The organism is Deinococcus sp. (assembly GCF_025362455.1).
Classification (GTDB): domain Bacteria; phylum Deinococcota; class Deinococci; order Deinococcales; family Deinococcaceae; genus Deinococcus.
This window is the reverse complement of the sequence record NZ_JANYGJ010000141.1, coordinates 1-20,455: the sequence shown is the minus strand read 5'-3', so window position 1 is coordinate 20,455 and position 20,455 is coordinate 1. Positions and strand designations below refer to the sequence as shown.

General features: G+C 65.8%; 17 protein-coding genes and 1 pseudogene. 11 read left to right on the top strand and 7 right to left on the bottom strand.

The window, feature by feature from the left end:
- The 4 genes and pseudogenes from Q0R23_RS11275 to Q0R23_RS11265 all read left to right on the top strand — a co-directional run.
- Positions 1-511, top strand: a 511-nt coding sequence (locus Q0R23_RS11275) for an FtsX-like permease family protein (RefSeq protein WP_293913079.1), incomplete at its 5' end; no start/stop codon positions are given.
- Positions 512-640: 129 nt separating this feature from the next.
- Positions 641-1,579 (top strand): hypothetical protein, encoded by a 939-nt coding sequence (locus tag Q0R23_RS11270; RefSeq protein WP_293913077.1) that lies wholly within the window; start codon positions 641-643, stop codon positions 1,577-1,579.
- 7 nt (positions 1,580-1,586) lie between these two features.
- Positions 1,587-1,817: pseudogene (locus tag Q0R23_RS18515) on the top strand (barstar family protein); the annotation flags it as partial.
- Between the two features lie 143 nt (positions 1,818-1,960).
- The gene (locus Q0R23_RS11265) at positions 1,961-2,623 is read left to right on the top strand and encodes a hypothetical protein (RefSeq protein ID WP_293913075.1); all 663 of its coding nucleotides are present in this window, start codon (positions 1,961-1,963) and stop codon (positions 2,621-2,623) included.
- 47 nt (positions 2,624-2,670) lie between these two features.
- Here the strand turns inward: Q0R23_RS11265 and Q0R23_RS11260 are convergent, their stop codons facing one another.
- Positions 2,671-4,704: an APC family permease gene (locus Q0R23_RS11260; protein WP_293913081.1), complete on the bottom strand. Its 2,034-nt coding sequence runs from the start codon at positions 4,702-4,704 to the stop codon at positions 2,671-2,673.
- Between the two features lie 394 nt (positions 4,705-5,098).
- On the opposite strand from Q0R23_RS11260, the gene Q0R23_RS11255 reads away from it, so the two are divergent.
- Complete coding sequence (locus Q0R23_RS11255) at positions 5,099-5,749, top strand: hypothetical protein (protein WP_293913073.1); 651 nt, start codon at positions 5,099-5,101, stop codon at positions 5,747-5,749.
- A gap of 18 nt (positions 5,750-5,767) precedes the next feature.
- Here the strand turns inward: Q0R23_RS11255 and Q0R23_RS11250 are convergent, their stop codons facing one another.
- From Q0R23_RS11250 to cmk, 5 genes are all read right to left on the bottom strand, one after another.
- On the bottom strand, positions 5,768-6,829 hold the full coding sequence (locus tag Q0R23_RS11250; protein WP_293913071.1) for an LptF/LptG family permease: 1,062 nt from the start codon (positions 6,827-6,829) through the stop codon (positions 5,768-5,770).
- A gap of 77 nt (positions 6,830-6,906) precedes the next feature.
- On the bottom strand, positions 6,907-8,007 hold the full coding sequence (locus Q0R23_RS11245) for an LptF/LptG family permease (RefSeq protein WP_293913069.1): 1,101 nt from the start codon (positions 8,005-8,007) through the stop codon (positions 6,907-6,909).
- Positions 8,008-8,101: 94 nt separating this feature from the next.
- On the bottom strand, positions 8,102-9,136 hold the full coding sequence (mltG, locus tag Q0R23_RS11240; RefSeq protein ID WP_293913067.1) for an endolytic transglycosylase MltG: 1,035 nt from the start codon (positions 9,134-9,136) through the stop codon (positions 8,102-8,104).
- Positions 9,133-10,113, bottom strand: coding sequence for a carbohydrate kinase family protein (locus tag Q0R23_RS11235; protein WP_293913065.1), 981 nt, complete (start codon positions 10,111-10,113; stop codon positions 9,133-9,135). Before Q0R23_RS11235 ends, mltG begins: the two co-directional genes overlap by 4 nt.
- Before the next feature lie 533 nt (positions 10,114-10,646).
- Entirely contained in the window at positions 10,647-11,291 is a 645-nt protein-coding gene (cmk, locus tag Q0R23_RS11230; RefSeq protein WP_293913063.1) for a (d)CMP kinase, read from the bottom strand.
- A 97-nt stretch (positions 11,292-11,388) separates the two neighbouring features.
- On the opposite strand from cmk, the gene Q0R23_RS11225 reads away from it, so the two are divergent.
- The 4 genes from Q0R23_RS11225 to glp all read left to right on the top strand — a co-directional run bounded on the left by Q0R23_RS11225 (position 11,389) and on the right by glp (position 16,470).
- Complete coding sequence (locus Q0R23_RS11225; protein ID WP_293913061.1) at positions 11,389-12,180, top strand: peptidylprolyl isomerase; 792 nt, start codon at positions 11,389-11,391, stop codon at positions 12,178-12,180.
- Positions 12,181-12,302: 122 nt separating this feature from the next.
- Entirely contained in the window at positions 12,303-12,872 is a 570-nt protein-coding gene (locus tag Q0R23_RS11220) for a peptidylprolyl isomerase (protein WP_293913059.1), read from the top strand.
- Positions 12,873-13,382: 510 nt separating this feature from the next.
- Positions 13,383-14,990 carry an AbfB domain-containing protein gene (locus Q0R23_RS11215; protein ID WP_293913058.1) on the top strand — a complete coding sequence of 536 codons (1,608 nt, stop codon included), beginning with the start codon at positions 13,383-13,385 and terminating at the stop codon, positions 14,988-14,990.
- A 301-nt stretch (positions 14,991-15,291) separates the two neighbouring features.
- On the top strand, positions 15,292-16,470 hold the full coding sequence (gene glp / locus Q0R23_RS11210; protein WP_293913056.1) for a gephyrin-like molybdotransferase Glp: 1,179 nt from the start codon (positions 15,292-15,294) through the stop codon (positions 16,468-16,470).
- 936 nt (positions 16,471-17,406) lie between these two features.
- On the opposite strand, the gene Q0R23_RS11205 is transcribed toward glp, so the two are convergent.
- Positions 17,407-18,165, bottom strand: a complete 759-nt coding sequence (locus Q0R23_RS11205; protein WP_293913054.1) for an SDR family oxidoreductase — start codon at positions 18,163-18,165, stop codon at positions 17,407-17,409.
- A 71-nt stretch (positions 18,166-18,236) separates the two neighbouring features.
- Here Q0R23_RS11205 and Q0R23_RS11200 point away from each other — a divergent pair, with 71 nt between their 5' ends.
- Together Q0R23_RS11200 and Q0R23_RS11195 are read left to right on the top strand one after the other, a co-directional pair.
- Positions 18,237-18,935 carry a putative N-acetylmannosamine-6-phosphate 2-epimerase gene (locus tag Q0R23_RS11200; protein ID WP_293913052.1) on the top strand — a complete coding sequence of 233 codons (699 nt, stop codon included), beginning with the start codon at positions 18,237-18,239 and terminating at the stop codon, positions 18,933-18,935.
- 259 nt (positions 18,936-19,194) lie between these two features.
- A complete protein-coding gene (locus tag Q0R23_RS11195; RefSeq protein ID WP_293913051.1) occupies positions 19,195-20,442 on the top strand; it encodes a sugar ABC transporter substrate-binding protein in 1,248 nt (415 codons plus the stop codon).
- Positions 20,443-20,455 lie beyond the last annotated feature (13 nt).

Below are 20,455 nucleotides of genomic sequence, written 5' to 3'. Positions count from 1 at the left end.
TCCGAAAAAGATCGATCAAGCGATGGAGCAGGTGTGGCAGATGCTTATGCGCCGATACGACAATCTGCCCGGCTTTCATGTCGATAGTCAGGAGAATATCCTCAACAGCATCAACCGGATTCTGGCCATCTTCGCGATCATGCTGAGTTCGATTGCAGGGCTGGCGCTGTTGGTCGGGGGCATCGGCATCATGAACATCATGCTGGTGAGCGTCACCGAGCGCACCCGCGAGATCGGCGTGCGCAAGGCCCTGGGCGCCAAACCCCGCGACATCCTGACCCAGTTTCTGGTCGAGGCCTTCGTGCTCTCGGTGGGCGGCGGCGTCATCGGGGTGCTGCTGGGCGTGGCGCTGGCCTACGCGGGCAACCTTGCGGGCATCAGCCCGGTGTTCTCGCCGGTCACGGTGGGGGTGGCCTTCCTGTTCAGCGCCCTGGTCGGCATCTTCTTCGGCTATTACCCCGCCGCCCAGGCCGCCAAACTCGACCCGGTAGACAGCCTGCGCTACGAGTGACCGCACCTATCTTCGCCCCTGCCCGGCAGCCGGTGGGGGCCTTTTGTGTGTTATCCACTTCACTGGCATATGAGAGCTTGCTAAGATAAAGCTGTGAAGCAGGTAAACGAGCGGTCAATGTCGCGGTCAATGTCATGGGGGCGAACGGGCACCCTCTGGCTGGCCGTGGCCCTGGCTGGGCAGGTCGCTGGGCAGGCCACTGGGCAGACCGCTGGGCAGATCAGGGCCACGCCGCAAAAGCTGTACCGGATTCTGGCTGTGAATTCGCAGAACACCGGGCTGGTGGGCGTTTCGGACAGCAATCTACTGTACCGCCGGGGCGACAAAATCTACGATTTCAGCCTCAAGGGGCAACAACCGGCGGGCCAGGTCCGGGGCGTCCAGATTACCGAAAACGTGCTGGTGGTGGGCAACGACTTTTATTTCTCCGATTACAAAACGCGGACGCTCTACCGGTATTCGGCGGGCAAACTCAAGGCATTGACCAACCTGGCCGGGCTGCTCAACAATCCGTATGTCTACCCCATCGGCGCCTACGACAACAAGCTGATTCTGAAGGGCAGCGGCTACGCGGGCGGCAGGTGCGACCTGGTATCGGGCTTCGACCTAAAGAGCAACCAGTTCATCTGGTTTTACACCTACAACAGCGTCTCCTGCGAGGCGAAGACCTACCGCATTCCCGGCGAGTCGGTCATCTACCCCGCCCCGCTGCGCGTCGGCAGCCGCCTGATCCTGGGCCGCACCGACGGCAAGCTCAGCGGGCCGCTGGCGCTCGACCAGAAGCGGGGGTTGATCGCCGTGCTGGGCAGCACCGTTGCGGCTGCCGCGCCCACCGACTACCGGGGCCATATTTCAGCGCAGTGCCGCACGGCGCCCGACAGCAGCGGCGACGGCTCGCGCCCGCTGTACGAGTCACTGACGGCGGCCATCGTGCTGCACCAGGCCCACAGCTACTACGACATCCAGATTCGCAGCGTCTACGACTGCCCCAAGGTCCGCATCGTGGACTACTTCTACCGCGCCTCGCCCGCTTCCGAGCAGGCCGAGGAACTGGCGCTGTTCAGGTAGAGCAGGGGTGCAGAACATCATTGTCCAGGGCCACAAGATTCACTGCCTTCAGGATTTGTTTGATTTTTTGGCGACACTATTTGAATATCCGCCTGACTATGTACGGAATCTAACGGCCTTGTGGGACGTCATGGCAACCGACATTGAGAAGCCGGTTAGACTCGTCCGGCCAGATCACGGCTACTCGAAGCATAGGATGAATGTCGGTGAATTTGAGGGCGTCATCCGGACTTTTGATGAGGTCACAGCGTTCGACCTCGGTCATTATCCCGACGCCGTGTTCGAGTACCTGCTGCACCGAGTCGCGGCCACAGACAGGTCTTTCCCGGTCCTGCACCTGAGCTTCACGGTTTCTGCACAGCGGCGGCGAACAATAGGCCCATGCCAAACAGAACTCTGCAAGTGCTCACCCTCGGCCTGGCGCTGCTCGGCGGCGCGGCCTTCACTTCAAGAGCCCAGGCCCAGCAGACTCAACCCGGCCAGGGCGGCGGCCAGCGCCAGCTCGACCCGGCCCAGCGTGCCCGCTTCGCCGCCATGCAGCCGGTCTTCGATCTGTCGAGCCGCGTCTCGCTGATGCCCGATCTGGAAAAAAACCCCAAAACGGCGCTGACCCAGGTTCAGGCCAAACAGTTGCTGCCGCTGCTGCTGCGACTCCAGGGCGCAGCGTCCATCACCGCCCAGAGCGCGACGGCGACGCTGAGCCAGATCGAGGACAAGATTCTGACCGACGCTCAGGTCACGGCGCTCGACGATCTGGACCTCAAGCGGCAAGCCGAGCGCCGCGCCGCGCGGGCCAAGAACCCGAACGCCGCCGCTGGCCAGGGTTTTCGCATTCCAGGGCTGCCGGGCGGCGGTTTCGGCGGCGGACAGGGTGGCCAGGGTGGGCAGGGTGGACAGGGCGGGCAAAACCGCCAGGGCCAGAACGGTCAGCAGGCGGGGCAGGGCCAGGGCGGGGCACCGGGCAACGGTCCCTTCAACCCCTTCACGCGGGGGCGCGGCGCCGACACGCTGAAAAGCTACATCGCGGTCTTGCAGAAGAAGTAGTTTCGGAGACCCCCCGTTCAAACACTCGCGTTCAGAGGCGCTCGCTCTCAACCGCCCACATGCACAATCGGGCGCCTGGCCTTTTCCGGCTCGGCGCGGCGCAAAATCTCGTGGGTCAGCGGCGGCACGTCGCCCTCACCGTCGATCAGGAACCGCAGCGCCTGGGTAAAGGGGCTCTCGTCGCTCCAGCGCATGTAGACCTGGGGCGGGGCGCCCGTGCCGCGCAGTTCCAACATCAGCGCGGCGATGGTGTTGGGAACGCTCGACCCGCGTGCCCGAAGCACCGCATAGGCGCCGATATGCACGCCGCTGACCTCGACTACGTCGGCGAATTCGCTGGCGTCGTCCACCTCGATTTCCAGAAACATAAACGGGGCGTCGTCGGGAAGGTGAGCCATCTGGCGGGCGCGCAGCTCGGTCTTGTGGTACTCCTGGCTGGTTTCCCGGCCCGGATGGTGGGCCACTAGTCTGAGCGGGCGGATAGGAAAGTCGCGCAGCAGCGCCCGCGCCGATTCGTCGAAGACCACCTGTGAGACGCGCAGCTCAAAAGACCGCCGCGCCCGCGAAATCAAGCTGATCAGCAAAATCAGCACAATGAAGACCGAGGCGATCAGCAGACCTTCCGGGCGCTCAAACATGTTCAGGACCGTGGTATAGACGAACACCGCCGCGATCAGCGCCAGCCCTAGCCAAGCGCGTTCCTTGTGGGCGTGGGCTGCCAATGTCACCGCCACCGCCGCCGAGGTCATCAGCACCAGTACGCCGGTAGCGTAGGCGCCGCCCTGGGCGTCCACATTCGCTTTGAAGAACAGCGTGACCATAAACGCGATGACGGTATAAATGATGACCAGCGGGCGGCTGGAGCGAATCCAGTCCGGCGCCATACCGTAGCGCGGCAGAAAACGCGGCACCACGTTGATCAGCCCGGCCATCGCCGAGGCGCCTGCGAACCACAAAATCAGGATGGTACTCAGGTCGTAGGCGGTACCGAAGCTGTTGCCGAGTTTCTGATGCGCCAGATAAGCCAGGGCGCGCCCGTTGGCGCTGCCTGCGGGCTTATTGACGCTGATGGTGCTGCCCGTGACGTTGACGCTCAGCGGCACAGTGACGCCCGCAACTGGCGCCTGTACTGCGAAATTACCCGTCGCCCCGGCTTTCAGCCGCAGGGTGTAACTCTCCTGGGGATTGTTCTGATCGTCGAGCGGTACGTTCAGCACGGCGGTGCCCGCCGCCAGGTCGGCGGCGCTGACGACCTGCGAGACGCTGATAGCGGGCCAGAAGGCTGGAGCCGGAATCAGCAGCGTCGAGATGACCGAGGAGATGACCAGGTAAATGCTCATGATGACGGCGGCGCTGATCAGCAGCTTGCGGGTGTTGCGGATGCGGCCCGTCGGCGCCTGCGCGGTGTCAGTGGCGTCGCCACGAATCTGCGGCATCAGGCCCACGCCCGTTTCGAAGCCAGACAAGCCGAGCGCCAGCTTGGGAAACACCAGCAACGAAACGCCCACAATCGCCAGCGTCGAGCCATGCGAGGTGTACAGCGCGGTTTTCCAACCGGTCCACAGCTCCGGGTGAGTCAAGACTTCGCTCAGCCCGCGCACCATCAGCACGGCATTGAGGCCCAGGTAAGCGGCCACCAGCACCACCGCGATGCCCGTCGCTTCCCGAAACCCTTTCAGGAACACGCCGCCCAGCAGCGCCACCAGCCCCAGCGTCAGCCAGATCTGGGCACCGCTCCAGTGGCCCAGCACGCCGCTCAGCAGCGGATTCTCGATCAGGTGGGCGCTGGCGTCGGCAGCAGACAGCGTGATGGTGATGATGAAGTCGGTGGCCAGAAAACCCAGCAGCATCAGCACCAGCAGTTTGCTGGGCCAGTAGCTCAGCAGCCGCTCCAGCATCGAGATAGAACCCTCGCCGTTGGGGCTGCTGCGGGCCACCCGCGTGTAGACGGGCAGCGCCCCGAACAGGGTCAGCGCCACCAGCACCAGCGTGGCAATCGGCGAGAGTGCCCCCGCTGCCAGCGCCGCGATGCCCGGCTGGTAACCCAGGGTGCTGAAGTAGTCCACTCCGGTCAGGCACATCACCCGCCACCAGGCGTGCTGGTGCCCGGCATGTACCGCCTCGCCGGTCTGCTCGCCGCGCATGATCCAGCTCTGAAATTGATCGAGGCGCGTTTTGGCGCTGCTCATCAAAATTTTAGGAAATGGACTGGAAGACATGCTTCACTCTCCACCAGTCGGCTCAGGAAAAGACGGGAGTCGTATAGACCATGCGCCGAGAAATGCCGGAAGCGCGGGTCGAGGCCAGAGACTGCCCTGATTCATGATTTGAAAGTTACCACGGTTCGTCCAGGCTCTTCTCAGCATGGGACGCCGTATGGAGAGCGAGTACGCGTGAGACGAAGGCGTCTACATGCCCGGCGACCTCCCCGGCTGGCCTTGAATGCCCCGGCACCGGCTAAGCTATGCTCGCGGCATGCGTGCTCCCGTTCTTCTCTGCGCCCTGGCGCTGCTGCTCGCCGCCTGTTCGCAAAAACCGCTGGAGCAGCTCCGGGGCCAGGTGCGCGACTGGCCGGGCGGCGCGGGAAGCGTCAGCGTGCTGGATGAACAGAACCGTACCCTGACCAGCACCGCCATCGACCCGGTGGGCCGCTTCACCCTGCCGTTGCCCGGCGGCGATCAGATGAAGCCCCTGCTTCGCCCGGACGGCTTGCAGGCCAGCTTCAACCTGCCGGGCGTGGGTTGCACCGGGCGCCTGCTGCCCAGCAGCCCGGCAGCCCGCTTTTTCACGTTGGGCGCACTCAGCGCCGCGCCTGCCAGCGGCCCGGCGCTGCAACTGCTTAGCCAGAACCCCGGCAGCCGCCAGGGTGACCCCGTGCGCCTGGACCGCCGAACGCTGATCTACGCCAGTGAAAGCAGCCGGGTGCAGGGTGAGCTGACCTGCCCGCTGCCCGCTGGCCCCTTGACCGTCAGTTACAGCCTGAACCTCAAGACCGGCTGGAACTACGCCGTGACCCACCGGGCCGACTACGCCAGCGGCCAGAAACAGCGCGTGGTCGAATCGGTCGGCAAGGAGGGCTTCGAGGGCTGGACGGTGGCGCCGGGCAATACAGCGCTCGAACCCTGATTCAGCCCAACATTCAGTTCAGCGCCGCGCCGAGACCCACAGCAGCGCGCCTCCGGCGACCAGGAACAGCAGATTGGGCGTCCAGACGGCCAGGGCCGGGGCCAGGGCGCCGTTTTCGCCCAGCACCCTGAAGACGCTCCAGGTGGCGTAGTACAGGAAGGTCAGCAGCAGCACCCACACCAGGCCGATGTTGAGGTTGCTGCGAAACGAAAAGATGGCCAGCGCCACCGCGAAAAAAGCCATGAACAGCGCCGCCAGCGGCTCGGCGAACTTGCGCTGAAGGGCGGTGAATTCCTGCGGGGCGCTGATGTTCTGGCGGCGGTACTCGGCCACCCGCTGCCACAGCACCCGCAGCGGCAGGTACACCGGCTTGAGGTCGTTACCGCCCTCGAAGCTGGCCTGGAGGTCTTGCACCGGCAGCTTGCCCTCCCTGAAGCTCAGCACCGTGGACGGCTTCTCGTTCTGGTAGGTGATGCGCTGGCCGTCGAAGAGTTCGAGCACGCTGCTGCCCTTTTGCAGTCGCCCGCGCTCGGCGGTGATGATCTCGCGGGCCACCTGGCCGCTGCGCAGCGTGGCGATGCTCAGGCCGCGCAGCTCGCCGCCCGGCAGCACCTCGGCGACGCTGATGGCCCGCCCGAAGGCGTCGCGCAGGACCAGCGTGCCCAGCCCGCCGACGCGCGGGTTGTCGAGCACGATCTCGCGCTGCACGCCCAGCGACTGGATCTTGGCGCGGGGAATCAGCGTTTCGCCCACCGCGAAACTGGTCAGGGCGGCAAACAGGCCCAGCGCCATCACCGGCCCGAACAGCCTGCCCGGCGAGACGCCGCCCGCCTGCATGGCCTTGATTTCCGAATCGGCAGACAGCCGCGACAACCCCAGCAGCGTGGCGAACAGCAGCGCGATGGGCAGGCCGCGAGACAGCGCTTCGGGCAGTTGCAGGGCCACCAGTTTGGCGACCAGCAACGGGTTGGCGCCCTTGGCCAGCAGCGGCGCGATCACCACCTGGAGGGCGCCCAGCAGCAGCAGCAAAATGGTGACCGCCAGGCCCGCGAACAGGTACGGCAGAATTTCTTCGAGCATGTACCGGCTCAGGCGAGGCTGCCGCAGGCGCGAAGCAGACGCTTTGAGCGCCTCACGCCCACTCACCTCACCCCCTTTCACCGCAGCCTCCAGGCCAGCGCCAGCCCGAACAGCCCGAACAGCAGATTGGGCAGCCAGGCGGCCAGCGTCGGGCTCAGCGCCCCCACTCCGGCCAGTTGCGGCGCGGTGCTCCAGATCGCATAGAAGGCCACCAGGAACAAGATCACCGAGCCCACCGCCCAGGCCCGGTTGCTGATGAGCAGCCCCAGGGCGCCCGCCGCCAGCACGAAGATGAGCGGCGTGAACGGGTCAGCCAGGCGGCGGTCCAGTTCGAAAGCGGCCCGGTGATACGGCTCGCTGCCACTCTGGAGCCGCCCAAGCTGGGCGCGGAGCTGCGGCGTGGTGCTCTGGTCGAGCGGCGGGGGCGGGCGGGTCAACACGTCGTTTTGCGGCAATGTGAGCTGGCTGCGCAGCAAGCTGATGGTGCCGTCGGGGGCCACCAGGTAGCCGCCGTTCAGCGTCCAGGTGCGGGCTCGGGAGTCCCAGACGCCCCCGGCGGCGCTGTAGGTGCCCGCCTTCGTCTGCACCACCACGCCGCTGAGCACCGCCTGGTTGGGGTTAGGCGCAGAAGCTGGCGTGGCCGTAGCCGGGCGGGCCGCGCTCAAAGGCGGCGCCACGGCCTGAACCCGGCCCGCCGTAAAAAAGTTACCCCCGGCGGCGTAGGCGTAGTTGTCGGTGGTAGGCGGCGGCACCGCCTGCTTGAAGACCACGCCGTAATACGAATTCCAGAATCTGGCCTGACCGCTAGGGGTGACGTACCCGGCGTTGAGAAACACCACCACACCGATCAGCAGCGCGGGCAGCAACATCGGCAACAGCAGGTTCAGGGGCCGCACCCCACCGGCGTAAGCGGCCTTGAGTTCGCTGTCCTTGGCCAGCCGCCCGAAGGCCAGCAGCAGCGCGAAGGGCACCGCCACCACCAGATCGCGGTTGAGGATGCCCGGCAGTTTGTAGGCCAGCAGCGTCAGGGCGCCGAGAACGCCGGTGTGGTACTGCAAAAATGCCCCGACCACCGTGCTGATCAGATTGGTCATATCGAGAAAAAGAAACAACAGCACGCCGCCGAGGTACAACGGCCAGACTTCCCTGAACACGTAGCGGGGGAAGTGGCCGTTCATAAGTCAGGAAGGGCAGCGGATGGGGCGAATCTGGGCACGGGGGGCAGTCTATCAAGCTCGGCTGGGCGGACGGGAACAGCCTGTATGAGAGCCCTCAGCGGTAGCGGGCGATGTCGCGCAGGTGGGCGGCGTAATTGGTGTTGACGTGAATCTGGCCGTCGGTGCCGTGCAGGAAGTACAGGGCCGTCTGACCGCCCTCGGTGGTGCGTTTGGCGCTCAGCACGCTGGTCAGCGCCGCCTCGCCGGGGTTGTTGATGGGGCCTTTGGGCAATCCCATGCGGGTGTAAGTGCTGTAGGGCGTGTCTTTGGTAAAGTCGCCCGCCGTTCGGTCCAGGTCGGGCAGATCCTTGCCCAGCCCGTAGGCGACGGTCGGGTCGCTGCCCAGCTTGATGCCGTCTCTGAGGCGGTTGAGAAAGACCCCGGCCACGGTGGGCATCTCGGCGGCGTTGGCGGCCTCGGCCTGCACGATGCTGGCCAGCGTGACCCACTGGAAGGTGGTCAGGTTCAGTTTGCGGGCCTGCGCCACGCGCTCCGGGGTCAGTTCCTCGTCCATGCGGCCTGAGAGCGTCTTCACGATGTCCTGGCCGCTGGCTTTCAGACGAAACGGATACGTCGCCGGAAACAGAAAGCCTTCGAGGTCGCTGGCCTTGCCCTGACGGGCGCCCGCGCTGAGCTGCACATCGTTCAGGGCGGCCCTGATCTGGGCAGGCGTGCTCAGACCCGCCTTCTCGAAGATGGCCGGAAGGTCTTTCAGGCGCTTGCCTTCGGGAATGGTCACGCTGACGGTGGGAATGCGCGGGCTACTCGCCAGGTCGTCGGCCACCTGAAAGGCGCTCTGGTTCGCCGGGATGTCGTAGAGCCCTTCCTTGAGCCCACCCGCCGTGCCGCGCTGGCGCATGATGAAACGCAGCACCCTGGCGTCCTTGATGACGCCCTTTTGCTGGAGTTCGCTGGCCTTGGCCGCCAGGGTGTCGCCCGGCTGGACCTCCAGGGTGTACCTGGGGCCACCGGGGCTGCTGGTCAGGTTATAGAGGTAATAGACGGCGGCGGCAGCGGCCAGCACCAGCAGCAACACCAACCAGAACAGAAGGCGCAGCCAGGTCGGGCGGCGGCGCCCCAGCCGGGTCATGCGCCCACCAGATCGGGGCTGCTCAGGCCAAAGGGGCTCAGGCGCTCACGCAGCTCGTCGTCCACAGCCGGGCGAGCCCCGAAGCGCGAGACCACCCAGCCGCCGACCTGCACGGCCAGCTCGGCGGCGCGGCGGGCGTCACCGTGCCGCAGATAGTGCGCCAGAAACGCCCCCCCGAAGGCGTCCCCGGCCCCGGTGGCGTCGAGCAGTCGGTCCTGGGTGGCCGGGACGTGCAGCCGGGGCAGGCGCGGCCCCTCGATCAGGGCGCCGTCCTCGTCCATCTTCAGCACCACCAGTGCCGAGGGGTAGTGCGTCCGCAGCCAGCTCAGCGCCGCCTCCGAGCTGACCTCGCCGCTCATGGCGCGGGCCTCGTCGGCGTTCGGAAAGAAGATGTCGAAGGGCACGGCGCTGATCCAGCTCAGGAAATTCTGGCGGCCCACCTGCTGGATCATCTGGAAGCTGCCAGGGTCGAGGCTGAGCGTCGCGCCGCCCTGCCGGGCCAACTCGGCAGCGGCCAGCGCGGCGGCGCGGGGCGGGTCGCGGAACAGGCTCCAGGCGGTCAGGTGGACGTGGCCTGCGCTGCTGAGCACCCCGGCGGGCAATTCTTCGGGCAGCAGTTCCCAGTCCGCACCCTGGCCGGTCAGCATGGCACGCTGGCCGCGCTGGTCGATCAACGCCAGGATCACGCCTGTGGGGTAGGCCGGGTTGCGGATCAGGTGGGGCGTCACGCCCTCGCCCCGCAGCACGCCCTCGGCCAGGTCGCCGAAGCGGTCCGCGCCGATCTTACCGACAAAGGCGCAGGGGTGGCCCAGCCGCCGCGCCCAGACGGCCAGGTTCGCCGCGCTGCCGCCGGGGGAGAGTTCCATACGTCCGGTCGTGTCGCCGCCGGGCAGCAGCAGCGTATCGGGCTTGGCGAGCACGTCCCAGGCGAGGTCACCCACCGAGACGAGCGCTTTGGAAGTAGAGGTCGCAGTCATGGTCGCCGCTCATGATAAGTCGGATTGGCGGTGCGGCACATGGAGCAGATGAGAGGGAAGCACTCATAGGGGTGGGCGGTGGTCAGAATGTGGTGGCGGTGGGGTCGCGTTGCTGGACGGGCGGTTGGGTTGCTTTTTTGGGCTTCAGCACTGGGCAAATGCGTCTGCACCCCCACCCCCCAGCGGGCAGGCCCGATAGGTGCCGTTCTGCACAAGACGCCCCCGCCCCGGTGGGGCGAGGGAGCTAGTCGCTCCGCTATGGATGGTACTTCCAATTCGTCCCACACGCACTTTGTCTCACCGCGTTCTCCACATCGTGGCCGCTGACGTAGGGCGCCCGTGCTCCACATCTGCCCAAACTAACTGCGCTGGAAAGTAGTGGTCTACTTCAGCGGAAAACAGCGTCTGGGCGCATGTTTTTGACCCCTCGCCCCCTGCGGGAGAGTGGCGCTGCGAAGCAGCGGGGAGAGGGGGAGTGAGCAACGCTCATGCCCTCCCCTCCATCTGTCCCCGCGCACCGCTACCCACTCTCCTTACCTCCGCCCCTCAATCCCGCTCAGGACCGCCTGAATCACCCCGTTCAGATCGAGCGTTCCCGTGTCGATCACCTGCGCGCCCTGGGCGGGGCGGGACTGGGCTGCGTCGTGCTCGTCGCGGGCTCTGAGGGCGGCTTCGATCTTGTCCACGTCGTCCTGGCGTTCGAGGACGCGGCGCTGGGCACGGACGCGGGCCGAGGCGGTCAGGAAGAATTTGGCTGCGGCCTGGGGAAACACCGCCGTACCCATATCGCGGCCCTCGGCGACAAAGGGCGGCGGCAGGGCACGCAGGCGGTCGTTGACCCACTGGCGGATTTCGGGCAACCGGGCCACGGCGCTCACGCCCGCGTCCACCGCGCCGGTATGGGCGGCGTCGGTCAGGTCGCGCTGCTCACCATCTGGCCCAGGGCCGACAGACACCCGGTTGCCTTGCGGCAAGGGCCGCAGTTCGGGGGGATGCTCGGCGAGCAGTTCCAGCAGCGCCGGGGCAGTGGGCGGAGTCAGGCCGCGCTCCAGGGCCAGCAGGGTCACGGCGCGGTAGAGCAGGCCGCTGGAGACGTAAGGAATGCCCAGGGCGCGGGCCACGCCAGACGCCACGCTGGATTTGCCGCTGGCCGCCACGCCGTCAATCGTTACAATCACGCCGCGCAGTCTAGCGGAGGTCAGCCGGGTCGGGCGCGGGCGGCTCAAGCACCCCCGGTTCATCGTCTCATGAACCTTTCGCCTACACTGAACGGCAATGAAGCGCCTCGCCGTATTTGCCCTGATGACCCTGAGTCTGGCCGCTTGCCAGAAAAAGACCGCCGAGACCACGGACACCAAGACCGACACCGCCGCCACGACGCCCAGTTCGGCGGTGCCCAGTTCGGCGGTGCCCAGCTCAGCCATACCCAGCGCCGCTGCCACCCCGGCCATCAGCAAGGCGGGCGCCGTGCCTGCGGGCTACACGCTGGTGCCGGAGCTGAGCAAAACCGCCGTGACCACCTTCAGCAAACCGCCCGCCCCCGCCCTGCAAGACGGCAAGGACTACTACGCCCTGATCGACAGCAGCAGAGGCCAGGTGCTGGTCGACCTGCTGGAGAAGGACGTGCCCGTGACGGTCAACAACTTCGTGACCCTGGCGCGCAACCACTACTACGACGGCCAGCGCTTTCACCGCGTCATCGACAACTTCATGGCCCAGACCGGCGATCCCGGCAGCAAGGACGAGGCCAAGAAGGCGAGCTGGGGCACCGGCGGTCCCGGCTACTCGTTCCCCGACGAGATTCGCACCAAGCTGATCTTCGACAAGCCCGGCATGCTGGCGATGGCCAACAGCGGCGCCAACACCAACGGCTCGCAGTTTTTCATCACCTTTGCGCCTGCCGAATTCCTGAACGGCAAGTACAACCTGTTCGGCAAGGTCGTCACCGGCCAGGACATCCTCGCCAAGCTGACCCGCACCGCCGTCAGCGGCCAGGGCGGCGAGGTACCGATTCCGGGCGCCGTGCCCGACCGGCTCCTGAGCGTGCGGATTCTGACCAAAGGCTGAAGACAGGGCCGTCCAGAAGCGCCTGGAAGGTTGACCAGGCGCTTTTTCATGGAGACAGGAGCCGGAATCTCGGCGTCGAGGTCCCCCTGAGCTGAAGCCCTACCCGCCCGGCCTCGTCTAGAATGCGTGCCATGACCTACACCAAAGAAGGCTACACCGAGTTGCCCGCGCTGTCCGAGACGCGCCAGACCAAGTTCAGCGCCGCCCCCGCACTGGGCGAGGCCATAGAAAGCGGCAAGGATTACCAGGCCGTCTTCGAGACCACCCGTGGCCGCGTCGTCATGGAGCTGTACCCCGACGACGCCCCCGTGACGGTGGGCAGCTTCGTGCATCTGATTCGCCACCACTACTACGACGGCATCGTGTTTCACCGCGTCATTCAGGACTTCATGGCCCAGACCGGCGACCCCAGCGGCACCGGCTCCGGCGGCCCCGGCTACGCATTCGACGACGAGTTCAACCAGCACCGCCACGACAGCAAGGGCGTGCTGAGCATGGCCAACCGGGGACCGGGCACCAACGGCTCGCAGTTTTTCATGTTGTTCGCGCCGCAGCCGCACCTCAACGGCAAGCACACCGTCTTCGGCAAGGTGATCGAGGGCCTGGACGTGCTCGACAAACTGACCCGCATCCAGCCCGGCTACCCCGGCACGCCCGACAAGATCGAGAAAGCCTACGTGCTGGCGAAGTAGGCCGAGCAGGTCGTTCCCGCCAGCCGGTCATACGGACTCCGCTAAATTCCTTAACTTCCGAAAAGGCGCCGGAAGTTAATCCATACCGCAGAGTCCGTAGTTGCTCCTACTCCCGTTGGTCGGATTTCATCGTTTTTACAAAACGATTCAATCGGAGTCCGTATCACTCACCGTAGACCCATCCGCGCAGCTCCAGACTGCTGGCTGGGTTTTCTGTTTGTACCCGGTTCAGGAAATCTATTTTCAAGCGGCTGGAACGGTGTGGCTGGGCCTTCAGCGTGATCCGGTCGCAACAGAGCCGATCTAAGCACTCCGATATTGCCCTATAATGTCGCTCAAGTACCAAATTGAAAGCGGGTACAGCGTTGACCAGTCGGGGCTGACCAATCGGGGCTGACCAATCGGGTCGGGGTGACCTGCCCATCCGCCGTGATTTTGCGCCGGGCATCTGGCCCGACGATCCGAATCCACGGTACAGATCAAGCGCCCGACGGGGGCCGGAGGAATCATATGTCCACACCAATACTCAAACCCCTCACCTCGGTTCTCCTCGGTGCCATGCTGCTGAGCGCCTGTAGTCAGTCGGGCCAGACGGATTCAGGCCCGCTCGCTGCCGCCGCGACGGTCAGCCTGCCAGTCGGCGAGTACCGCTCGTTTCAGGTCACCACGCCGGGGCTGACCGACCGCTCGATCAGCCACGCGGGATCGCTGGGGAACATCGAGGTCACAGGCGCTGGCAGCAGCGACCTGATCAAACAAAGCGCCACCTGGAAGATCGTGGCCGGGCTGAGCGACGCGAACTGCACCTCGTTTCAGTCGCTGAATTTTCCGGGCGACTACCTGCGCCACGCCGGGTCGCGGATTCGCAAGAACGCCCGCGACGGCAGCGTCCTGTTCGACAAAGACGCCACTTTCTGTGCCCGGCCCGGCCTGTCGGGTGTGGGGGTCAGCCTGGAATCGAAGAACTATCCGGGGCGCTACGTCCGCCACTTCGGCAGCGAGCTGTGGCTGGCCCGGCAGGGTGGCCCACTGCCCAGCGACGCGGCGGCCAGTTTCGCCCAGAATTCGAGCTGGAACGTCACCTCGCCCTGGGCACCTGACCCGGCCAACCCCTGCGGCGCCCTGACCTGGAAGACGGGCACCAACTATCCGCTCGGCACCGTCGTCAAGTACCCGGCCAACGGACTGTTCTACAAGGTCGTCAACGTCGTTTCGGGCGGCACCGACATGACCGACCCGACCATCAGCACCTATTTTTGGCAGCCCACCACCTGCGCGGCGACCAATCCTACCCCGGCGCCCACCCCAACGCCCATCCCGGCAGCCAACTACCTGGCGACCTACTACGCCACCTTCGCGGGCACGGTGCCCCGGCTGCGCGACATCGACCCGAACTACAACCTGGTGTATTTGTTCGCGGCGACCAACGTCGGCGGCGCTCCAGTCGGTACTTTGCAGTTTGCCGCCCCACCCGACGGCAACGGCGCCTGGACCAACTGGGTAAGCGATCTGCAATACGCCCGCAGCGTCCAAAAGCGCAAGATGCTGCTCTCGGTGGGCGGCGCGGGCAACGCCATCAGCTTCACCGACCGCACGGTCTCGACGACCTTCGTCAACAGTGTGGATAAGCTCTACAGCGACTGGGGCGGCTTTGACGGCCTGGACTTCAACACCTTTGAGGGCGACGCCGCGCCCAACACCAGTGAGATGATCTGGGTGGGCCAGGAACTCAAGCGACGCCACCCCGGCTTTCTGGTTTCCGCGCCGCCCGCGCCCTGGAACCCGGTGGATCAGAACTTCTGCAAGGACATGCTGAGCGCCGGGGCGCTGGACTACTGCGCGCCGCAGTACTACGACGGCCCGCAACTGAGCGACCCGGCCTACCTGCAAACCAACATCAAGATCTGGATGGACCTGCTGGGGCCGTCACACGTCATGGTGGGATTCGGCGTCAACAACGACCTCCTCAACTACTGGAAGATCGAGGGCGCCGTCAGCGCCTTCAAGGCCGTCAAGGCGCAGTACCCCGGCACCGTGGGCGCCTTCGACTGGCGCCTCGACTGGGACGCCGCGCAGGGCTACCCGTTTGCCAAGCAGTTCGCGCCGCTGGTGAAGTAAGGCACTCAGAGCAGTACTCCGAATGACGCCACGGGGAAAACAGCCTCCCCGCGCCTCCATTCTGCGCCTTGCTCAGTCAACACTACTCGCTCCGCTCGGTCATAAAAAGGGTCTTTTTATGACATCTGCTCTAGGCACGACGCTGGTGGGCCACTCGCTCGCCAGCGTTTTGTCGTGCCTGCCCGCGTCTTGTGCAGAGCGGCTTCTTGGTCACCACAGCGAGGGTGACGACGCTTGAGCGCACCGGGCCTGCCCGCACCTTGAGCACGGCAGCCCCCGGATGGCCCGCTATCCTGCCCCCATGACCACACCTCCCTCCTTCCCGATGTCCGTCTCGTTAGGCGAGGCCCGCACCATGCTCGGCGAGCTACTGCCGCCCAGGCAAACACGGATGACGCCGCTGCTGGGCGCCTACGGCCTGACCCTGGCGAGCGACCTTCAGGCGACGGTCAACCACCCATCGGCCACCGAGAGCGCCCTGGACGGCGTGGCCTGCCGGGAGGCCGATACGTTGAGCGTGCCGGTCAGGCTGGAGCTGATCGGGGAGAGCCGCGCCGGGGCCACTTTTGCGGGCGTGGTGGGTCCGGGCCAGGCCGTCCGCATCTACACCGGGGCGCCGCTGCCAGCCGGGGCTGACGCCATCTGCCCCGTCGAGCAGCTCGAAGACGTGCCGGGGGGCGTGCGGCTGCGGCGGCCCGCCTCGGTGGCCGACGTGCGGCGCGAGGGCGACGACTTCCGAACCGGCGAAACCGTGCTGTATGCCGGGCAGCGCCTGACACCGGCCCGCGTGGCGCTGGCCGCCGCCCTGGGCCACGCCGAGGTGCCCACCCTGGCGCCACTACGGGTCGCGGTGCTGAGTACCGGCGACGAACTGATCGAGCCGGGCCGTCCCCTCGTGGCCGGACAGGTCTACAACTCCAACGCCTACGGACTGGTCGGCCTGCTCCGTGAGGCGGGCTGCGAGGCCATCATGTTGCCGCCCGTCAGCGACGATCTGGCCGCGCTGGAAGCCGCCGTCGCCAGCGCCAGGGCCGACGTGCTGCTGACTTCGGGCGGGGTCAGCATGGGCAAGTACGACTTCATGCGCGACCTGCTCATTGAACACGGCGAGGTCCGTTTCTGGAAAGTCCGGATGAGGCCGGGCGGCCCCGCCATGCTCGGCGGCTGGAAGGGCCTGCCGGTCTTCGGGCTGCCGGGCAATCCGGTCAGCAGCCTGGTGGTCTTTCAGGTCATCGTGCGTCCGGCGCTGACGGGGCGCCCACTGACTCCGGTGCGGCTGCGGGCGGGCTCGGCGTTCCGGGGGCTGGCCGACAAAACGGCGTTCTGGCGGGTGACGGTCCGGGGCGGCGAGGCGTTTGCCTACGCCCAGCAGGGCAGCGGCGTGCTGCGCTCGCTGAGTGACGCGCCCGCCCTGGTGATGATCCCCGAAGGCGGCTTGGCAGCGGTGGGCGACGAGGTGGACGTGTTGCTGCTGGAATAGGTTGGCGGCTGGACGTGCTTGGGGCAGGTTCGCGGCGTAATCGGGCTTGCGCGTTGATGGCTTTGGCTTTGTATCTGGGCGGCTGGTCGGGCTGTCGGCGGTTGTACAGCGTTGTTGGGCTTCAGCTCGCTGCGAATGCGTCGGCTCCCCTGCCCCCCAGCGGGCAGGCCCCATACGGGTGCCGCTCTGAACAAGAAGACGCCCCCGCCCCGATGCGGCGAGGGGGTTAGCGCTGCGCTAAGCATGGTACTTCCAGTTCGTTCCAGCCGCACTATTTCTCCCCGCGTTCTCCACATCGTGGCCGGTCACGTAGGGCGCCCGTGCTCCAGAGTTAGTCATAACTGGCTTCGTTGGAAGGGAGTGGTTTATACGGAATTAAAAAGAATCGCGTGCATGAAGCGGGAACGCCGCTTGGTGGTCCCCTCACCCTTCCGCCGCGTTGCGGCTCCCTCTGCTGGGCAGGTCTACGACTCCCTCTCCCGCAGGGGGCGAGGGACTAAAAGCAGATGGCCTGAACTCATTTTAATCCCGTATTACTCCAGTTGAAAACGCCCACTGAGCGCGGAGTTCTGACCCCTCGCCCCTTGCGGGGGAGTCGAAGACCTGAGGAGTGGCGTGCCCAGGCGCGTTCTTGTCCAGAACGGCACTGTCTTGAGCAGAACGGCACCTATCGGGCCTGCTCGCCTATCGGGCCTTCTTGGGCAGAACGCACTGTCGTCGTGAACGGACGCGCCTGGGCACGCCACTCCTCCCCCTGGGGACGCCTGCCCGCTGGCCGCTCCGTTCACGACGAGTGCTTGCAGAGGGGCGCTGCGCAGCAGCAGGGTGAGTCGCAGACCTGCTTGCAGAGGGTTAGTGAGCGAAGCGCATACCCCCACTCCCCACTTCCCACTCCCTCCCCACAAGCCACGCGCCATAAGCCCGCGCAAAGCGCGTCTACACCGGCCTCCCCGCCATCATGAAGCTCGCGGTCATGCCGCCGTCGACGGGCAGGGTGACGCCCGTGATGAACGACGAGGCGGGGACGGCGAGGAAGTAGACGGCCTCGGCAATTTCGCGCGGCTGGGCCAGGCGGCGCAGGGCGTGGAGGTCTTCGTAGTCGGCGCGGGTCTGAATAGGGTTTTCGCTCTGCTGCACGGACCTGAGCAAATCTTCGGTGGCGACGGCGCCGGGCGCTACCGCGTTGACGCGCAGGCCGCGCGGGGCCAGGTCGAGGGCCATCGAGCGGGTCAGGTTGACCAGCCCGGCCTTGCTGGCGGTGTAGGCGACGTTGCTTTGCTCGGCGAAGAGGCCCTGCACGCTGGCGATGTGGACGACGGCGCTGCCCGGCGGCATCATCGGCACGCAGGCGCGGCTCAGGAGCATCGGGGCGCTGAGATTCACGTCGAGGGCACGTTGCCACCCGGCCTCGTCCACGTCCAGCAGCGAGCCGGTAGCCCCCTGGTAAGCGGCGTTGTTGACGAGCACGTCCAGCCCCTGCCACTCGTTCTGGATGATCTGGACGGCTCTGGCGCGGTCCTCGGCGCTGCTGACATCGCCGCGCATAGCAATCGAGTTTGTCAGCGGCGCACTCTCGTTCAAGTCCAGCAGCAGCACGCGGGCGCCGCGCTCGGAGAAGAGTTCGGCAACGGCGCGGCCAATGCCCTGCGCGGCGCCGGTCACCAGCACGCGGGGCGTCCAGTCGGTCGTGGTCATGGACCGAGGATAGGCCTGACCTGGCCGCACTTCCGGCTGTCTCAACAAACCGTCAAGGCATACTGACGGCTGTGACCCCAACTCAGACCTCTCCCCTCCTGGAACGCCTGCGCGGGCGGCTGATTGTCAGCGTGCAGGCCGACGACGGCAGCCCGCTACGGGACCGTTCGCACATCGTGGCGCTGAGCCGGGCGGCGCTCCTCGGCGGCGCGGCGGGCCTGCGGCTGCGCTCGGCGGAAGACATCGCAGCGGTGCGGCAGATCACCTCTGTGCCGATCATCGGGCTGACGAAGCAGGCGCAACCCGGCAGCCCGGTCTACATCACGGCCACACCAGAGGAAGTGCAGGCGGTAGCGGGCGCCGGAGCTGATCTGGTCGCCTTCGACGGCACCGATCTGCCGCGCCCGTATCCGGTGGCCGGACTGGTGCGGGCCTGCCACGCCGCCGGAGTGCTGGCGATGGCCGATATCAGCACGCTGGCCGAAGCGCGGGCCGCCTGCGCCGCCGGGGCCGACCTCGTGGGCACCACCATGAGCGGCTACACGCCCCACAGCCCGCAGCAGTCCGGGCCGGATTTCGCGCTGATGGACGCGCTGCACGCGGCGGGTCTGCCCTTCATCGCCGAGGGGCGGCTGAACACGCCGGAGCTGGCAACGCAGGCGCAGCGGACCGGCGCCCTGGCCGTCGTGGTCGGCAGCGCCATCACCCGGCCCGACGTCGTGACGCGCTGGTTCGCGGCGGCGCTGGGTGCGGGGGCAGGCCAGAACTGACCCTTAGAGCAGATGTCATAAAAAAACCCCTTTTATGGCCGAGCGGAGCGAGTAGTTTTGACTGAGCAAGGCGCAGAATGGAGGCGCGGGGAGGCTGTTTTCCCCGTGGCGTAATTCGGAGTACTGCTCTAACACACTTCTTTTCGGCTCCAGAACGTGAGAGAACGCGCAGGCACTCTTATCCCATTTGCCTGAAGACAGGCTAAATTAGCCTCTCAACCCCCACCCATATTCCGGCCAGACCGGGAGGAGCGTTCATATGCCCAAGACCATGACCACCGGAAAACTCCTCGTTACTGCGGCGCTGCTGTCTGTCAGTGTCGCCAGCGCCCAGAAGACCCAGCTCGAATTCTGGACCATCTCGCTGGCACCCCTGTTCAACGACGAGATGAACCGCCTGGCCGCCCAGTTCGAGAAGGAAAACCCGACGGTGAGCGTCAAATGGGTGGACGTGCCCGCCACCGCCATCGAGCAAAAACTTCTGGCCGCCGTCGCCGCTGGACGCCCGCCTGCGGTGGTGAACCTCAGCAGCGACATGACCGTCAAGATGGTCCAGCAGGGCGCTCTGGAGCAGATGGCGCTCAGTGACGCCCAGAAGAAACTGTATTTCGCCTCGCCGCTGTCCACTTTTACCTTCGACAACAAAGTCTACGGCACACCCTGGTACTGGGCGCCCAAAGTGGTGGCATACAACACCGACATCTTCAAGAAAGCCGGGCTCGACCCCGCCAATCCGCCGCGCACCATCCAGACCATCATCGACGCGGCCAAGAAGATCAAAGACAAGACCGGGCTGTACGGGTTCATGCCCAACATCAACGGCGTGAACATGCTGTATCTGTTTCAGGAAGCGGGCCTGCCGATTCTGAGCGACGACAAGAGCAAGGCCGTCTTCAACTCGGAGAAGCATGTGCAGCTCTTGCAAACTTACGTCGACCTTTACAAAAAAGGCTATATTCCCGAAGACACCATGCGCCGGGGCTTCGTCGGGGCCACCGAACTGTTCTCGTCGGGCAAGCTCGCCATGCTGATTACCGGGCCGCAGTTTATCCTGCGCGTCGCCAACGACAACAAAGACGTCTACAATCTGACCAAAGTGGCGCCTTACCCGATCAATATCGCGGGCAACGTTATTCATACCCCGCTGATGGGTATGGTCATTCCCAAGGGCGTCAAGGAAAAGGACGTGGCGCAGAAGCTGGCGCTGTTCCTGACCAACGACACCAACCAGCTCGCCTTCTCCCGCGTGACCCAGACGACCTTCCCGTCCACCGTGCGGGCCAGCACCGACAAGTATTTCAAGACCGGCAGCGCCAACGCCACCGATCAGGGACGACTGGTCAGCAGCACCGAGCTGAAGAAGGCCAAAGACCTGACGCTGGTGTATCCCGACGCCTCGAAGCTCAACAAGGTCTTCAAAGACAACATCGAGGCCGCGATGGCCGGACAGAAGACCGCCAAGCAGGCCCTCGACGACATCGTAAAGGCGTGGAACGCGAGCCTGTAAGAGCGGCTTGTGG

What these genes read in the sequence shown, in the direction of transcription:
- Q0R23_RS11270 (WP_293913077.1), top strand. Translation starts at nt 641, where the DNA reads ATGTCATGGGGGCGAACGGGCACCCTCTGGCTGGCCGTGGCCCTGGCT.
- Q0R23_RS11265 (WP_293913075.1), top strand. Translation starts at nt 1,961, where the DNA reads ATGCCAAACAGAACTCTGCAAGTGCTCACCCTCGGCCTGGCGCTGCTC.
- Q0R23_RS11260 (WP_293913081.1), bottom strand. Translation starts at nt 4,704, where the DNA reads ATGTGCCTGACCGGAGTGGACTACTTCAGCACCCTGGGTTACCAGCCG.
- Q0R23_RS11255 (WP_293913073.1), top strand. Translation starts at nt 5,099, where the DNA reads ATGCGTGCTCCCGTTCTTCTCTGCGCCCTGGCGCTGCTGCTCGCCGCC.
- Q0R23_RS11250 (WP_293913071.1), bottom strand. Translation starts at nt 6,829, where the DNA reads ATGCTCGAAGAAATTCTGCCGTACCTGTTCGCGGGCCTGGCGGTCACC.
- Q0R23_RS11245 (WP_293913069.1), bottom strand. Translation starts at nt 8,007, where the DNA reads ATGAACGGCCACTTCCCCCGCTACGTGTTCAGGGAAGTCTGGCCGTTG.
- mltG (WP_293913067.1), bottom strand. Translation starts at nt 9,136, where the DNA reads ATGACCCGGCTGGGGCGCCGCCGCCCGACCTGGCTGCGCCTTCTGTTC.
- Q0R23_RS11235 (WP_293913065.1), bottom strand. Translation starts at nt 10,113, where the DNA reads ATGACTGCGACCTCTACTTCCAAAGCGCTCGTCTCGGTGGGTGACCTC.
- Q0R23_RS11225 (WP_293913061.1), top strand. Translation starts at nt 11,389, where the DNA reads ATGAAGCGCCTCGCCGTATTTGCCCTGATGACCCTGAGTCTGGCCGCT.
- Q0R23_RS11220 (WP_293913059.1), top strand. Translation starts at nt 12,303, where the DNA reads ATGCGTGCCATGACCTACACCAAAGAAGGCTACACCGAGTTGCCCGCG.
- Q0R23_RS11215 (WP_293913058.1), top strand. Translation starts at nt 13,383, where the DNA reads ATGTCCACACCAATACTCAAACCCCTCACCTCGGTTCTCCTCGGTGCC.
- glp (WP_293913056.1), top strand. Translation starts at nt 15,292, where the DNA reads ATGACCACACCTCCCTCCTTCCCGATGTCCGTCTCGTTAGGCGAGGCC.
- Q0R23_RS11205 (WP_293913054.1), bottom strand. Translation starts at nt 18,165, where the DNA reads ATGACCACGACCGACTGGACGCCCCGCGTGCTGGTGACCGGCGCCGCG.
- Q0R23_RS11195 (WP_293913051.1), top strand. Translation starts at nt 19,195, where the DNA reads ATGCCCAAGACCATGACCACCGGAAAACTCCTCGTTACTGCGGCGCTG.